Here is a 15,091-nt window from a genome sequence, read left to right on the forward strand (position 1 = left end):
GGCGCCCTTCGGGGTGCCGATCGGCCCGTCGAGGAACTCGGCGAGCGCCTCCTCGGTGAACACCACGGTCTCGCTGTCGAGGACGTCGTAGGTGTTGAGCTGGCCCGGCGTGAGCAGGTGCACGTTGGGGAGGTTGCGCAGCGAGAGCTGGGCGATGGTGTCCTCGACGGTCAGCACGACGAGCGTCTTCAGCTCGCCCGCCACGTCGACGAGCGCAGCGCGCGCCGCCTTGGTGGAGGGGGTGTCGCCCGGCGCGAGCGTGTCGACGACGTACACGACGCCCGCGCGCGCCCGGTCCGAGAGCGCCCCGCGCAGGGCGGCGGCCTTCATCTTCTTGGGGGTGCGCTGGGTGTAGTCGCGCGGCGTGGGGCCGTGCACCACACCGCCGCCGACGAACTGCGGGGCCCGGGTGGAACCCTGGCGGGCGCGGCCGGTGCCCTTCTGGCGGTAGGGCTTCTTGCCGCCGCCGCGGACCTCGCCGCGGGTCTTGGTGTCGTGCGTGCCCTGGCGGGCCGCGGCCAGCTGGGCCACGACGACCTGGTGCATCAGCGCGACGCTGGCGTGGGTGTCGAACACGTGCGCGGGGAGCTCGACCGTCACCGTGCTGGTCATGCGGTGGCACCGCCCTTCGCTGCGCTCTTGACGAACAGGAGCCCGCCGCGGGGGCCGGGGACCGCGCCCTTGATGAGCAGGAGCCCGCGCTCCGCGTCGACGCGGTGCACGGTGAGGCCCTGCGTGGTGACCCGCACGTGGCCCATGCGCCCGGCCATCCGCAGGCCCTTGAACACGCGGCCCGGGGTGGCGCAGCCACCGATGGAGCCGGGCGAGCGGTGCTTGCGCTGCGTGCCGTGGCTCGCGCCGAGGCCGCCGAAGCCGTGGCGCTTCATGACGCCCGCGGTGCCCTTGCCCTTCGAGGTGCCGACCACGTCGACCTTCGCGCCCGGCGCGAACACCTCGGCGGTGATCTCCTGGCCGACCTCGTACTCGCCCGCGTCGGACGTGCGCAGCTCCACGAGGTGGCGCCGCGGGGTGACGCCCGCCTTGGTGAAGTGGCCGGTCTCGGGCTTGTTGACCTTGCGGGGGTCGATGGCCCCGTAGGCGAGCTGGAGGGCGACGTAGCCGTCCTTCTCCGCCGTGCGCACCTGCGTGACCACGTTCGGGCCCGCCTGCACCACCGTGACCGGAACGATCCGGTTGTTCTCGTCGAACACCTGGGTCATCCCGAGCTTGGTGCCCAGGATCCCGGTGATCTGCCTCTCGATCGTCATCTGCTTGCCCTACTGGATGTTCACGTCGACGCTGGCAGGCAGGTCGATGCGCATGAGCGCGTCGACCGTCTTCGGCGTCGGGTCGAGAATGTCGATGAGCCGCTTGTGCGTGCGCATCTCGAAGTGCTCGCGCGAGTCCTTGTACTTGTGCGGCGAGCGGATGACGCAGTACACGTTCTTCTCCGTCGGCAGCGGCACCGGCCCGACGACCCGAGCGCCCGTGCGGGTGACCGTCTCGACGATCTTGCGCGCGGAGGCGTCGATGGCCTCGTGGTCATAGGCCTTCAGCCTGATGCGGATCTTCTGTCCCGCCATGGTCGTCGGTGTTCCTCTTCTTCCTGCCGCTCTTCACGTGTGCTCCGGGTGCCGCCCGCGCGGGAGCCCTGCGAGGTCTCACCGACGGGGGGCGTCCGGTCCCCGAGGTCGGGCGTGTCGCGCTCCGAACCCGGACCGGTCCCCGGATCACCCGCAGACCCCTGGGGGTCTTTCGCTGTGCTCGGGGGCCCCGCGCCAAGGCTCGGCATGCCACTAGCCGCATGCCGAGCCCGACGCGCAACCCGTCAAGGATGCCACACCGAAGTGCGGCAACCTCGACCGGGGGGTATTACTTGACGATCTTGGTGACCTGACCGGCGCCCACCGTGCGACCACCCTCGCGGATGGCGAACTGCAGGCCCTCCTCCATGGCGATCGGCTGGATCAGCTTCACGTCCATGGTGGTGTTGTCGCCCGGCATGACCATCTCGGTGCCGCTGGGCAGGGTCACGACGCCCGTCACGTCCGTGGTGCGGAAGTAGAACTGCGGGCGGTAGTTGTTGAAGAACGGCGTGTGACGGCCGCCCTCGTCCTTGGACAGGATGTAGACCTGGCCCTCGAACTCGGTGTGCGGGGTGGTGGAGCCCGGCTTGGTCACGACCATGCCGCGCTCGACCTGCTCGCGCTTCACACCGCGGAGCAGCAGCGCCGCGTTGTCGCCCGCGCGACCCTCGTCGAGGAACTTCTTGAACATCTCGATGGACGTGGTGACCGTCTTGAACGACTGCGGCCGGATGCCGACGATCTCCACCTCCTCGTTCACCTTGACGATGCCGCGCTCGATGCGGCCGGTGACCACGGTGCCGCGGCCGGAGATCGTGAAGACGTCCTCGACGGGCATGAGGAACGGCTTCTCGACGTCGCGCACGGGCTCCGGGATCGACTCGTCGACCGCGTCCATGAGCTCCATGAGCTTGTCGCTCCACTCGGCGTCGCCCTCGAGCGCCTTGAGCGCCGAGACCCGCACGATCGGCAGGTCGTCGCCCGGGTACTCCTGCGAGGACAGCAGCTCGCGGACCTCCAGCTCGACGAGCTCGAGGATCTCCTCGTCGTCGACCATGTCGGCCTTGTTGAGCGCCACGACGATGTAGGGCACCCCGACCTGGCGGGCGAGCAGCACGTGCTCGCGCGTCTGCGGCATGGGGCCGTCGGTGGCCGCGACCACCAGGATGGCGCCGTCCATCTGCGCCGCACCGGTGATCATGTTCTTGATGTAGTCGGCGTGCCCGGGGCAGTCGACGTGCGCGTAGTGGCGCTTCTCGGTCTGGTACTCGACGTGCGCGATCGAGATCGTGATGCCGCGCTGCCGCTCCTCGGGGGCCTTGTCGATCATGTCGAACGCCGAGGCCTGGTTGAGGTTCGGGAACTTGTCGTGCAGCACCTTGGTGATCGCCGCGGTGAGCGTCGTCTTCCCGTGGTCGATGTGACCGATCGTGCCGATGTTGACGTGGGGCTTGGTCCGCTCGAACTTGGCCTTCGCCACTGCTCTCGTCCTCCTGGACTTCTGTTCTCCTGGCCCCTCTCCCGCGGGGGGACGGGCCGGGTGGTGCTCGTCGGTATGGGTCCTGCCGTGTCTCGGAGGACCGAGAGGGCCGACACGAGGCTAGCGAAAGCCCCGTGACGGCCCGCGACCTGGTCCGCGACCGGGGTCACGGACCGGCGTCACTCGCCGGTCGCCTTGGCGATGATCTCCTTGGCCACGTTGGCCGGGACCTCCGCGTAGGAGTCGAACTGCATGGAGTAGTTCGCCCGGCCCTGGGTCCGCGACCGCAGGTCGCCGACGTAGCCGAACATCTCCGAGAGCGGGACGATCGCGCGCACGACGCGGCCGCCGGCCCGCTCCTCCATGGCCTGGATCTGGCCACGGCGGGAGTTGAGGTCGCCGATGACATCACCCATGTAGTCCTCGGGCGTGGTCACCTCGACCGCCATCATCGGCTCCAGCAGCACAGGGTTGGCCCTCTTCGCGGCTTCCTTGAGCGCCATCGAGCCGGCGATCTTGAACGCCATCTCCGAGGAGTCGACCTCGTGGTAGGCACCGTCCAACAGGGTCACCTTCAACCCGACCAGCGGGTATCCGGCCAGCACGCCGTACTGCATGGCATCCTGCGCACCCGCGTCCACCGAGGGGATGTACTCCCGGGGGATGCGGCCACCGGTGACCTTGTTGTCGAACTCGTAGAGTGCACCGTCGGTGGTCGCGAGCGGCGCCAACTGGATGAGCACCTTCGCGAACTGACCGGAGCCACCCGTCTGCTTCTTGTGGGTGTACTCGTACTTGTCGACCGTCTTGCGGATCGTCTCGCGGTAGGCGACCTGCGGCTTACCGATGTTCGCCTCGACCTTGTAGTCGGACTTCATCCGGTTCACCAGCACCTCGAGGTGCAGCTCGCCCATCCCGGCGATGATCGTCTGACCGGTCTCCTCGTCGAGCTGGACCTGGAAGGTCGGGTCCTCCTCGGCGAGTTTCTGGATCGCGGTCGACAGCTTCTCCTGGTCGGCCTTGGTCTTCGGCTCGATGGCGACCCGGATGACCGGCTCGGGGAACGTCATCGACTCCAGCACGATCGGGTGCTGCGGATCGCAGAGCGTGTCACCGGTCGTGGTGTCCTTCAGGCCGATGACCGCGTAGATGTGGCCGGCCTGGGCGTCGTCGACGGGGTTCTCCTTGTTGGAGTGCATCTGGAAGATCTTGCCGATGCGCTCCTTGCGCTCCTTGGTCGAGTTGATGACCTGGGAGCCCGCCACGACCTTGCCCGAGTACACCCGGATGTAGGTCAGCTTGCCGAAGAACGGGTGCGCGGCGATCTTGAACGCGAGCGCGGAGAACGGCTCGGCGGTCGACGCCTTGCGGCTGGCCTTGGTCTCGCCGTCGGGCAGCAGGCCGTCGACCTCCGGCAGTTCCAGCGGCGAAGGCAGGTAGTCGATCACCGCGTCCAGCATGGGCTGCACGCCCTTGTTCTTGAACGCGGAGCCACACAGCACCGGGTACGCCTCGCGCGCGATGACAAGCTTGCGGATGCCGGACTTGATCTCGGCCTCCGTCAGCTCCTCGCCCTCGAGGAACTTTTCCATCAGCTCGTCGTCGGCCTCGGCTACGGTCTCGACCAGCTTCTCGCGGTACTCCGCGGCGCGGTCGGCGAGCGCGGCCGGGATCTCCTCGACCTCGTAGTCCTCGCCCTTCTTGACGTCACCACGCCAGGTCAGCGCCTTCATGCGGACCAGGTCGATGACGCCCTCGAAGTCGTTTTCCGCGCCGATCGGCAGCTGGATGACCAGCGGGCGGGCACCGAGCCGTTCCGAGATGGTGCGGACGGTGAAGTAGAAGTCCGCCCCCAGCTTGTCCATCTTGTTGACGAAGCAGATGCGCGGGACCTCGTACTTGTCGGCCTGACGCCAGACCTGCTCGGACTGCGGCTCGACACCTTCCTTGCCGTCGAACACGGCGACGGCCCCGTCGAGCACGCGCAAATTCCGCTCCACCTCGACGGTGAAGTCGACGTGGCCCGGCGTGTCGATCAGGTTGATCTGGTAGTCGTTCCAGAAGGTGGTGGTGGCAGCCGAGGTGATGGTGATACCCCGCTTCTGCTCCTCCTCCATCCAGTCCATCGTCGCGGCGCCGTCGTGCACCTCGCCGATCTTGTAGTTGATCCCGGTGTAGAACAGGATCCGCTCGGTCGTCGTCGTCTTACCGGCGTCGATGTGGGCCATGATGCCGATGTTGCGGACCTTGTTCAGGTCGGTCAGCACTTCGCGTGCCACTGCACTGTTCCCCTGTCTAGAAGCGTGGGGCCCGGCCAGGCTTTCGTCGGCAGCCGGGCTGCGATCACCAACGGTAGTGGGCGAACGCCTTGTTGGACTCGGCCATCTTGTGGGTGTCCTCGCGGCGCTTCACGCTGGCCCCGAGGCCGTTGCTCGCATCGAGCAGCTCGTTCTGCAGACGCTCGATCATGGTCTTCTCGCGGCGTTGCCGGGAGAAGGCGACGATCCAGCGGAGGGCAAGGGTGGTCGAGCGGCCGGGCTTGACCTCGATCGGCACCTGGTAGGTCGCACCACCCACACGACGGCTCTTCACCTCGATGGTGGGCCGCACGTTGTCCAGCGCACGCTTGAGCGTGACCACCGGGTCGGTGCCGGTCTTCTCACGGGCGCCTTCCAGCGCGCCGTAGACGATGCGCTCGGCCAGCGAGCGCTTGCCGTCCTTGAGCACCTTGTTCACCAGCTGGGTGACCAGCGGCGAGGCGTAGACCGGGTCGGAGATCAGTGGCCGCTTCGGGGCCGGACCCTTGCGGGGCATTAGCTCTTCTCCTTCTTCGCGCCGTACCGGCTGCGCGCCTGCTTGCGGTTCTTCACGCCCTGAGTGTCGAGCGAACCGCGGATGATCTTGTAGCGGACGCCGGGCAGGTCCTTCACACGACCACCACGCACGAGCACCATCGAGTGCTCCTGCAGGTTGTGGCCCTCGCCCGGGATGTAGGCGGTGACCTCGATGCCGCTGGTCAGCTTCACACGCGCGACCTTGCGCAGCGCCGAGTTCGGCTTCTTGGGCGTGGTGGTGTACACGCGGGTGCACACGCCGCGCCGCTGCGGGCTCCCCTTGAGCGCCGCGGTCTTCTGCTTGGCAGCCTTGTCCTGGCGGCCCTTGCGGACCAGCTGCTGGATCGTGGGCAATGGACCAGCTTTCTGTCGCGTCTTGCTTGTGTTCTTCCTGCTCTCCCCGGTCCCCGAGGTCGGGCGTGTCGGCCCGCGTCTGGGCCTTCCGGCCGGTAACGTTCCCTCGGATTTTCCGTGGATCTCCGCTTCGCCGAGGCGGTCGGCGGGGCGCGTTCGGCGCCCTGCTGAACCGAATGGCGCGCAGAGCGGCCCAGCACGTGCCGGGCACAGTCGTCAAAGATACCCGCCCGCTTCGGGGGCGACCACATCGGGGTCGATCTCAAGCCGGCGGCCGGGGTGGCTGGTCACTCAGTTTACCTGAAAGGCGCCGCGAACAGGTGAGATCCGACATGATGTCGGGTGATTCGCACGAGTTGCCCGGGGGTCGGTCGTGCCCACCGCGTTCGACCAGTTGGTCGCCCAGTTCGAGCAGTTCCGGTCGCGGTTACGTACCGTGGACGAACAGTTCGCGAACGTTGACCAGATGCAGGCCGAGATCACCGCGCTCGAAACATCGGCCGGCTCACCCGATCACGGGGTCACCGGCGTGGCCGGTCCTGGCGGTTCGATCCAGGACGCCGTCCACGGGGTCACCGGAGACGGTCCGGCATTGGCCACGGCCGCCGGAGAACTTCGGCAAGATCGGCCAGGGCCTGAACTCGCTGGCCGAGGACTTCGTCAGGGTCGCGGACGAATCGCTCGGCCACGCCGCCGTCCCCGCCTGCGGCGCTTCGACCGCGGCCGCGAGCACGGCCACGGGGTCACGGCGGGCACGACCACCGGGAAGGTCAACAAACTCATCGCCGAGGCGGCCCGCACCGCGGCGGCTGAGGCCGCAACCGGGATCGACTTGTTGGGACAGGCCCGAATCGAAGCGAGAACTGGCGAACTATGTCCTGTCGACGGTCGTCGAGCGCACCAAGTACATCAAGAAGATCCTCGGCTCGGCGACACGGGCGAAGAAGAATCGGATGACCAGGTCCGCGATGAACTCGACAGCTGAGCCTCGGAAAGCGAACCGAGATGGACAGTTTGCCCCTCTCGCTCGCCATTGTCGCACTGAATTGTCGTATCGATGTCGCTGTCCGCCGTGGTCAGTTGTTTCAGGAACCGTGACCGGGAACGTGCGCTGGGAGCGGCCCGAGTCAAGCTCGCCCGCGAGGTCGGCGGCGTCGCGCGTTACCCGGAAAAGATATCCGTCATCGGGCCCTTCTCAGGCTACGACCGGGCTACGACCCGACCGAAACTTACCGTGTCGAGTTCACCAGATCCGGCTACCAGGTGGCAGCATTCGAGCGCTGACATCCGTCACCCGGAGACGACCCGGGAAGCTGTTCGAGGACGGTCGGAGTTCGAATACCCGACGGTACACCATTGTGGATAGTCACCAGGGACGGGAGCGGACAGTACCGGACCACCCGATCACGGTATGGCCAGATCTCGTAGTCGGCCCTCGCGATTTCGTGGTGGCCGTCCCGGACATGGAACTGGCACGATCAGTGGCCACGCCTCAACTCGCCGAATACTTCTTCGGTTGCCTCAAGCGCACAAACGTTGTGCTTTCTCTGGAGAACGGTGTCGCGAGTACTGAACTCCGGAAGCGACGGTTCGACGGACCGACCGCACTTCGCGCGACAGACGCGTTCATCGATCTCGCCGCCATCTACCAGGCCACATCCGGCCGTGACGTTCAGGCGCCGGCTTGGCCGCGCACCGTCGATCGAACGGCCGTCGAGCCTGTGGGTTCGCATGACATATGCCTGATTGGCCATTTTCGACCGAATTGTCGGTGTCGGGGTGGCGCCAAACGCGCGCGTCGCGCCGGCAACAAGGGGTCCCCGGGCCCGCGTAGTCCGGGGACCCGAAAGAGTTACTACCTACTTGTCGTCCGGCTTGGCGTGGTCCGGCGTACCGGGGTTCGGGTCCCGGGAAAGGTCGATCGCCGGATGTGGCGGGACACCGTCCGGTCGCGCGTGGCGGCCGGTTGTGGGTGCCTCCTTCTGCTCGGCGGTCTCGTCAGCGTTCACAACGCCCTCCTCGTTTCACCTGGTGAACTTGCTCGGCCAACACGCTACCCAACCCCCGCACCCGTCGCGCTTCGTGCCCGGAGTGTCCGCGGGAGCACGATGTGTAATCGTTTACCGCTCGGTTTGTCGCGGGAAATATCTCATGAGCACCGTCGTTACGGTTTCGCGTGCCTTGTCGACGTCCACGCCGGAAGGCAGAACGGGGTCCATGCTGCTGATTCCGCGCAGCGAGTGGCGATCCTCGACGGTAAGGAGAAGGCGGTAATCGCGTTGCAGATGGCACTGCGGACTTGTTGCCCCCCGTGATCGCGCTCCAGTCCGACGGCGGCCCGGGAGCGAGCACACTCAGGTCGATCAGCGAGCACAGGTCGACGCGTTTCATCGCCGCGTCGATCGCAGCCGGATCACGGTCCTTCGGCCGGTCCGGTTTCGACCGCCATTTGGCGGGCGTAGTCGGTGCCGCGGGGCGCGATGTACCAGGCACCGCACACGCCGAAATCGCGACGGCGGAAATCAAGAGCAACAGCCACACGGCTCGTTATCACATGTGGAGTTTCCGTGCCGGCCTGACGCCTCGCGGACACGGGAGCTCCACACCGCACGTTCGCGCAGAATACCGTAGTCGATCGGACACTCATGGTAACATCGGTGCATCTCATCGCGGTGACACGGCCGGGTCCAGGGGAGGAACCGCAGCATGGTCGAACGGGAGATACCGGGCACTCCGCATCCGGTGGGGAACAACAGCGGCACCTATGTGCCCCCGGCGCACCAGTTCGACGCTCCGGAGACGGTGCAACCACTCGCGTACACGATCGACGGCAGGTCGTTTGCCGAAGTCTTCTCACCGTTCGCGACCGTGGCCTCCGACACCAGCGGCTTCGCCTTCGACCCGGACCACCTCAACGCCATGGCAAAGGAGTGGGACAAACTCGGAGACGCGTATTCGGACAAACAGCGTTACGCACAGCGGCTCATGGAGATCCAGGGACCTGGTGATGAATACGCCAGCAAGATCCACGCCGAAGCCGTGAGGAACACAGGCCGCGCGATGAGCGCAGCCTTTCAAGATCGACAACAGTACTGCCGGGACCAGGCACAGAAGTTCCGCAGTGCCGCTGGCCACTATGCCAAGGTTGACAACGACAACCGCGACGTGGTCGGTCATGTCGACACCTCATCGCCAAGGAGCCCCTTTTGATGCGCCGTTACCGATCCGCTTTCGCGGTCGCGACGCTAGCTGTCACCCTCGTGGCCAGCTGCACAGCTGACAAGACCGGTGACGCCAGGCCGACCGGAAGCACCACCTCTGCGCCGCAGCCAAGCACAGAATCTGCAGCACCCGGAGTCGCGACCCCGTTGACGACAGATCGCTACGAGCAGTCACCTTGTGATGGGCTCACCCAGGACCAGATCGATCGTTTCCTCGGCACGGGTGTCTCGCCTGAGCCGGATCTCAATGCTCCGGGTGGACCCGCCTGCAACTGGCACACAAGTGACGGCTCGGGCGCCAGTATCGGTATCGGCTTCGTCGCGAAGGGCTTGAGCCGGATCTATGGTGGCAAAGGCAGCGCCTTCGCTTTTTTCCAACCGCTGGGGACGATCCAAGGCTACCCTGCAGTTGCATACGGCGTGAATGACGACCGCATGACAAGTGGAAGCTGCACGGTTGCCGTCGGGACCAGCGACAATTCCACGATTGATGTCGGCGCGACCATCCGTAGGCAGAACATCGGGAAGAAAGACCCCTGCGACGCGGCTTATCAGGTCGCTCAGACAATCATCGACAATATCAAGCGGGGAAGCTGATGTCCGTTCAGGAGACACCGCTGACGCCGGCTGAGATCTACGAAAAGATCAACGGTGGTCCGGGGCTCGGTCCGTTGCGTGACAGCCAGGACACCCTCTCCCAGCTACGCCGGCTGATGGAGAACAGCGCGGCCGACGTCAGAGCCCTGAACAGTAAGATCAGCGAAGGCTTCCAGGGCGCCGCCGGGCGTGCGGCGGCGAACGCGACCAGGCCGTTGAGCAAGGCGACCGAGGACGATCTCGATCACCTCGCCAAGGTGGACGGCTCGGTCTCCGCGCAGGTGACCGCGTTTTCGATTGTCCAGAACTCCGTCCAGCCGGTGTCCGCGCAGCCGCCCCGGATGACCAAGCGGGACACCATCGATCTGATCTTCGGCGCCAGCGGTGGCTTCGAGCAGAAGTTCAGTGCGTGGGTGGCCGCCGGGCAGGCCAACATCCAGGCGTTCAGCGCCTATTACGACGCCAGCACCGCCGACAAACAGAACGCGCCGAGCCAGTTCGGCCAGGTCGTCGACCCTGGCTCGCAGGTCGACATGACCCGCTCCGGCTCCCCCGGTATCGCCGGGCCGGTGACACCCGCCGCCGGACCCGGCAAACCCACCGGAGGCCATGGCAACTACTCGCCCACTCCGAAACCAGTGGCCTTGGAGCCGTCGCCGGTCCAGCCAACGAGCAGCGTCGGGAACACGGGCACGCCTTCGACCAGCCCGACGGAGAACGACGGGACAAGTGCGGCTACGTACACGCCGTCGAGCGGAAACCTTTCGGAGGGCTACCAGTTCGGCCCGACGGGTTCGCTCGACCCGCGAGCCAACCCGGATATCACGGGCAGCTACGGCTCGAAATATGGAATTCCCGGCTATTACGTGGGCACCGGAACACTCGACCCGCTGAACGAGGGAGGCGCGCCCGGCGGTGGAAGCGGCTACCTCGGCGAGGGCCGCGGTAGCGGGGCGGGGCCGGCCGAGGAGAAGGCGACCACGCGGGGTGGCCGTCCCGGGACGGCGGGCAACACCGGGAAACCCGGCCAGAGCGGAATGGCCGGGATGGGCCATGGCGGCAGGAAGGAAGAGGACAAGGAGCGCAAGCGGCCCGACTACCTCCGCAACCCCGACCCGGATGGCACCTTCGCCAGCCCGCTTCCCAAGGCCGCACCGCCGGTCATCGGCGAACGCTGACGATGGTCGTGGCCCGGACGGTCGAGCTGTCTCTGCGCACGTTCCTGTCCGCCCACGCGCAGATCAGCCAGAGCGACCCGCATCCGATCTTCGCCGGCGGCGCGCGGTTCGTCCCGCCGTCGCTGCAAGGACGAATCGATCACGAAGCCTTCGATGAGCTCGCCGAGCTCGGCCTGACGCGCGGCGAGCATCTCAGCGACACGCTCGTGGACACTTTCGAGATTCTGGACCGTCCGCAGGTACTCCTCCACGCCTACATCCGCACCGGCGAGGAGCAATATGGCACACTGGTCGCGGGATTCGATCGAGACGGCGTCGTCGCGGGGTGCCAGGACGATCGAGTCTGGCTCAGGCCGATGAAGCGCGGCGACACGCACAGCACGCTTCTGGTGCGAGAGTTGCCGGAGTATCCGAGCGCGCGGTTCACGCCGTTCTCCATAGCACAGGAGGACAACCGCAGCGAAGAAGCCCGCCAGCTCAAGGAAATCCTCGACCTTCCCTGCTGCGGCCTCGGCGAACTCCACAGCGGAAACACGCTTCCGGTGAGCTACCTTGACACCGAAGACGGGCGGGTCGGCTTCGCTCTCTCCGGTCCGGCGACCAACCGCTACATCACGGTCTTCCCTGGCCGCGAGCTGGCCACCCGCCTGGGCTGATCAACGGACTTGTCCGACCGCCCGTAGGTAGCGGCGAGCCGGGAGAGAATTTTCGGGCATCTTGCTCAGTGCATACGTGGCTCAACAGGCCCATCGGTCGCGCAAAAAACTTGGCCTCGATTTCCGAGGCATCGATGCCCAAGGCGGCATCAAGCTCGGTCTCTCCTTCGGCGATCGCCGCCACAAGCTCCGGATCGGCGGCAAGGGAAGGCCCCGGACGCGGGAGGCGTCCGGGGCCTTCGAGCACTCAGGCTACGAGATCAGCGGAAGTCGCGGCCGAAGTCGTAGTCATCGAGCGGGACCGCGGCACCGGTGCCGGTGCCGAACACGTCCGGGGTGTAGTAGCCGTCGTCGTAGGACGGGATGGCGTAGGCCGCCACCCGTGCCTCCTCGGTCGGCTGCACCTGGATGTTGCGGTACCGGTTGATGCCCGTGCCGGCCGGGATCAGCTTACCGATGATCACGTTCTCCTTGAGGCCGACGAGCTTGTCGCTGCGGCCGTTGATGGCCGCGTCGGTCAGCACGCGCGTGGTCTCCTGGAACGACGCCGCCGACAGCCACGAGTCCGTGGTGAGCGACGCCTTCGTGATACCCATCAGCACCGGACGACCCGAAGCGGGCTCGCCGCCCTCGGCCACCGAGGCCCGGTTCGTCGACTCGAACTTGGTGCGCTCGGGCAGCTCACCGGGCAGGAAGTCGGTCGAACCAGAGTCGATGATCGTGACCCGGCGCAGCATCTGCCGGACGATCACCTCGATGTGCTTGTCGTGGATCGACACACCCTGCGCCCGGTACACCTTCTGGACCTCGTCCACCAGGTGCATCTGCGCCTCGCGCGGGCCCATCACACGCAGCACCTCGTGCGGGTCGGGCGTGCCTTCCAGCAGCAGCTGGCCGACGGACACGTGGTCGCCGTCCTGCAGCGGCCCGGTCGGCGTGTTGGCCAGGCGCTGCCGCTTCGACAGCTTGTCGAAGACGATCTCCTCGCCACCGTCGTCCGGGGTGAGCGTGATCTTCCAGTACCGCTCGCTCTCCTCGATGCGCACACGGCCATCGACGTCGGCGATCGGCGCCTTGCCCTTCGGGACACGGGCCTCGAACAGCTCCGTGACACGCGGCAGACCAGTGGTGATGTCGTCACCGGCGACACCGCCCTGGTGGAAGGTACGCATCGTCAGCTGGGTACCGGGCTCACCGATGGACTGGGCGGCGACGATACCCACGGCCTCGCCGACGTCCACCAGCTTGCCGGTGGCCATCGAACGCCCGTAGCACATCGCGCACACACCGACCACCGACTCGCAGGTCAGCACGCTGCGCACCTTGACCTTCAGCACACTGCTGCCGATCAGCTTCTCGATCGCCGGGTCACCCAGGTCGTCACCGGCGTTGAGCAGCACGTGGCCCTCGGCGTCGACGACGTCGGTGGCCAGCGTGCGGGCGTAGGCGCTGGTCTCGACGTGCTGGGTACGCACGATCCGGCCGCCGAGGTCTTCGCCGATCATCATGTTGATGCCCCGGCTGGTCCCACAGTCGACCTCGCGGACGATGACGTCCTGCGACACGTCCACCAGACGCCGGGTCAGGTAACCCGAGTCGGCGGTCCGCAGCGCGGTGTCCGCCAGACCCTTCCGGGCACCGTGGGTGGCGATGAAGTACTCGGCCACCGACAGGCCCTCACGGAAGTTCGCCTTGATCGGGCGCGGGATGTACTCACCCTTCGGGTTCGACACCAGACCACGCATCCCGGCCAGCGAGCGGACCTGGGTCATGTTGCCGGCCGCCCCGGACTTCACGATCATCGAGATCGGGTTGTCCTCGGGGAAGTGGTCCTCCATGACCTTGGCGACGTCCTCGGTCGCCTGCGTCCACACCTTGACCAGCTCGTTGTTGCGCTCGGCGTGCGAGAGCTGGCCACGCTGGTACCGCTTCTCGACCTGGTCGGCCTTGGCCTCGTACTGGTCGAGGATCTCCTTCTTCTCCGGCGGCACGACGACGTCGGAGATGGAGACCGTGACGCCTGACCGCGTGGCCCAGTAGAAGCCGGCGTCCTTGAGCCGGTCCAGGGTCTGCGCGACCTGCGTCATCGAGTACCGCTCGGCCAGGTCGTTGACGATCGCGGCCTGCCGCTTCTTCGGCATCGGCTCGTTCACGAACGGGTAGTCCGGCGGCAGCAGGTCGTTGAACATCACCCGGCCGAGAGTGGTCTCGGCCAGCCAAGGCTGACCCGGCTCCCAACCGTTGTCGGCGAGCTTGGCCTCGTCGACCTTGTTCGGCTGCCGGTCGGAGATCCGGATCTTGACCGGGGCGTGCAGGCTCAGCGCCTTGCGGTCGTGGGACATGATCGCCTCGGCGGGCGAGGAGAACGCGAGGCCGGCGCCGGTCGCGCTCTCGTCGATCCTGGTGAGGTGGAACAGGCCGGTGACCATGTCCAGCCGCGGCATGGCCAGCGGGCGGCCCGAGGCCGGCGACAGGATGTTGTTCGCCGACAGCATCAGGATCCGCGCCTCGGCCTGCGCCTCGGCCGACAGAGGCAGGTGGACCGCCATCTGGTCACCGTCGAAGTCCGCGTTGAACGCCTCACAGACCAGCGGGTGCAGCTGGATGGCCTTGCCTTCCACCAGCTGTGGCTCGAAGGCCTGGATACCCAGCCGGTGCAGGGTCGGCGCCCGGTTGAGCAGCACCGGGTGCCCGGTGATGACCTCTTCCAGCACGTCCCACACCTGCGGCCGCGCACGTTCCACCATCCGCTTGGCGGACTTGATGTTCTGCGCATGGTTGAGGTCGACCAACCGCTTCATCACGAACGGCTTGAACAGCTCCAGCGCCATGTCCTTGGGCAGACCACACTGGTGCAGCTTCAGCTGCGGACCGACGATGATCACCGAACGGCCCGAGTAGTCGACCCGCTTACCGAGCAGGTTCTGGCGGAACCGGCCCTGCTTGCCCTTGAGCAGGTCGGACAGCGACTTGAGCGGGCGGTTGCCCGGGCCGGTCACCGGCCGGCCGCGGCGGCCGTTGTCGAACAGGGCGTCGACGGCCTCCTGCAGCATCCGCTTCTCGTTGTTGACGATGATCTCGGGCGCGCCGAGGTCGATCAGCCGCTTCAACCGGTTGTTCCGGTTGATCACCCGGCGGTACAGGTCGTTCAGGTCGGAGGTGGCGAACCGGCCACCGTCGAGCTG

At 66.7% G+C, this 15,091-nt stretch carries 14 protein-coding genes; 5 read left to right on the plus strand and 9 right to left on the minus strand.

The features are described 5' to 3' along the window. The 7 genes from rplD to rpsL all read right to left on the minus strand — a co-directional run. The coding region (rplD, locus tag VJT49_RS02955) for a 50S ribosomal protein L4 (protein WP_324162888.1) at nucleotides 1-612 on the minus strand (612 nt) is incomplete at its 3' end. Then, on the minus strand, nucleotides 609-1,268 hold the full coding sequence (gene rplC / locus VJT49_RS02960; RefSeq protein WP_324162890.1) for a 50S ribosomal protein L3: 660 nt from the start codon (nucleotides 1,266-1,268) through the stop codon (nucleotides 609-611). The genes rplC and rplD, both read right to left, overlap by 4 nt. A 9-nt stretch (nucleotides 1,269-1,277) precedes the next feature. Further along, nucleotides 1,278-1,583, minus strand: coding sequence for a 30S ribosomal protein S10 (gene rpsJ, locus VJT49_RS02965; RefSeq protein WP_003938093.1), 306 nt, complete (start codon nucleotides 1,581-1,583; stop codon nucleotides 1,278-1,280). 289 nt (nucleotides 1,584-1,872) lie between these two features. Next, nucleotides 1,873-3,066: an elongation factor Tu gene (tuf, locus tag VJT49_RS02970; RefSeq protein ID WP_324163045.1), complete on the minus strand. Its 1,194-nt coding sequence runs from the start codon at nucleotides 3,064-3,066 to the stop codon at nucleotides 1,873-1,875. A gap of 179 nt (nucleotides 3,067-3,245) precedes the next feature. Beyond that, nucleotides 3,246-5,345, minus strand: a complete 2,100-nt coding sequence (gene fusA, locus VJT49_RS02975; RefSeq protein WP_324163046.1) for an elongation factor G — start codon at nucleotides 5,343-5,345, stop codon at nucleotides 3,246-3,248. 64 nt (nucleotides 5,346-5,409) lie between these two features. Then, nucleotides 5,410-5,880: a 30S ribosomal protein S7 gene (gene rpsG, locus VJT49_RS02980; protein WP_324163048.1), complete on the minus strand. Its 471-nt coding sequence runs from the start codon at nucleotides 5,878-5,880 to the stop codon at nucleotides 5,410-5,412. After that, nucleotides 5,880-6,254, minus strand: coding sequence for a 30S ribosomal protein S12 (rpsL, locus tag VJT49_RS02985; RefSeq protein ID WP_003102113.1), 375 nt, complete (start codon nucleotides 6,252-6,254; stop codon nucleotides 5,880-5,882). The genes rpsG and rpsL overlap by 1 nt, the downstream gene beginning before the upstream one ends. 436 nt (nucleotides 6,255-6,690) lie before the next feature. Between rpsL and VJT49_RS02990 the strand changes: the two genes are divergently transcribed. Continuing rightward, nucleotides 6,691-7,239, plus strand: coding sequence for a hypothetical protein (locus tag VJT49_RS02990; protein ID WP_324163074.1), 549 nt, complete (start codon nucleotides 6,691-6,693; stop codon nucleotides 7,237-7,239). 874 nt (nucleotides 7,240-8,113) lie between these two features. On the opposite strand, the gene VJT49_RS02995 is transcribed toward VJT49_RS02990, so the two are convergent. Next, entirely contained in the window at nucleotides 8,114-8,263 is a 150-nt protein-coding gene (locus VJT49_RS02995) for a hypothetical protein (protein WP_324163076.1), read from the minus strand. Between the two features lie 697 nt (nucleotides 8,264-8,960). Here VJT49_RS02995 and VJT49_RS03000 point away from each other — a divergent pair. The 4 genes from VJT49_RS03000 to VJT49_RS03015 are packed head-to-tail and all read left to right on the plus strand — an operon-like array spanning nucleotide 8,961 to nucleotide 11,906. Further along, complete coding sequence (locus VJT49_RS03000; protein ID WP_324163078.1) at nucleotides 8,961-9,464, plus strand: PE domain-containing protein; 504 nt, start codon at nucleotides 8,961-8,963, stop codon at nucleotides 9,462-9,464. Then, complete coding sequence (locus tag VJT49_RS03005) at nucleotides 9,464-10,072, plus strand: DUF3558 domain-containing protein (protein WP_324163080.1); 609 nt, start codon at nucleotides 9,464-9,466, stop codon at nucleotides 10,070-10,072. The genes VJT49_RS03000 and VJT49_RS03005 overlap by 1 nt, the downstream gene beginning before the upstream one ends. Beyond that, the gene (locus VJT49_RS03010) at nucleotides 10,072-11,250 is read left to right on the plus strand and encodes a hypothetical protein (protein WP_324163081.1); all 1,179 of its coding nucleotides are present in this window, start codon (nucleotides 10,072-10,074) and stop codon (nucleotides 11,248-11,250) included. Before VJT49_RS03005 ends, VJT49_RS03010 begins: the two co-directional genes overlap by 1 nt. Before the next feature lie 8 nt (nucleotides 11,251-11,258). Beyond that, nucleotides 11,259-11,906 (plus strand): ESX secretion-associated protein EspG, encoded by a 648-nt coding sequence (locus tag VJT49_RS03015; RefSeq protein ID WP_324163083.1) that lies wholly within the window; start codon nucleotides 11,259-11,261, stop codon nucleotides 11,904-11,906. A gap of 260 nt (nucleotides 11,907-12,166) precedes the next feature. Here the strand turns inward: VJT49_RS03015 and rpoC are convergent. Continuing rightward, nucleotides 12,167-15,091 (minus strand): DNA-directed RNA polymerase subunit beta' (rpoC, locus tag VJT49_RS03020; protein ID WP_324163085.1); only part of this gene is annotated, 2,925 nt, incomplete at its 5' end.

The organism is Amycolatopsis sp., assembly GCF_035276945.1.
Lineage (GTDB): Bacteria > Actinomycetota > Actinomycetes > Mycobacteriales > Pseudonocardiaceae > Amycolatopsis_E.

Bases quoted from the DNA above. Each gene is read 5' to 3' on its own strand.
- rplC (WP_324162890.1), bottom strand. From the start codon at position 1,268: ATGACGATCGAGAGGCAGATCACCGGGATCCTGGGCACCAAGCTCGGG.
- rpsJ (WP_003938093.1), bottom strand. From the start codon at position 1,583: ATGGCGGGACAGAAGATCCGCATCAGGCTGAAGGCCTATGACCACGAG.
- rpsG (WP_324163048.1), bottom strand. From the start codon at position 5,880: ATGCCCCGCAAGGGTCCGGCCCCGAAGCGGCCACTGATCTCCGACCCG.
- VJT49_RS03000 (WP_324163078.1), top strand. From the start codon at position 8,961: ATGGTCGAACGGGAGATACCGGGCACTCCGCATCCGGTGGGGAACAAC.
- VJT49_RS03005 (WP_324163080.1), top strand. From the start codon at position 9,464: ATGCGCCGTTACCGATCCGCTTTCGCGGTCGCGACGCTAGCTGTCACC.
- VJT49_RS03010 (WP_324163081.1), top strand. From the start codon at position 10,072: ATGTCCGTTCAGGAGACACCGCTGACGCCGGCTGAGATCTACGAAAAG.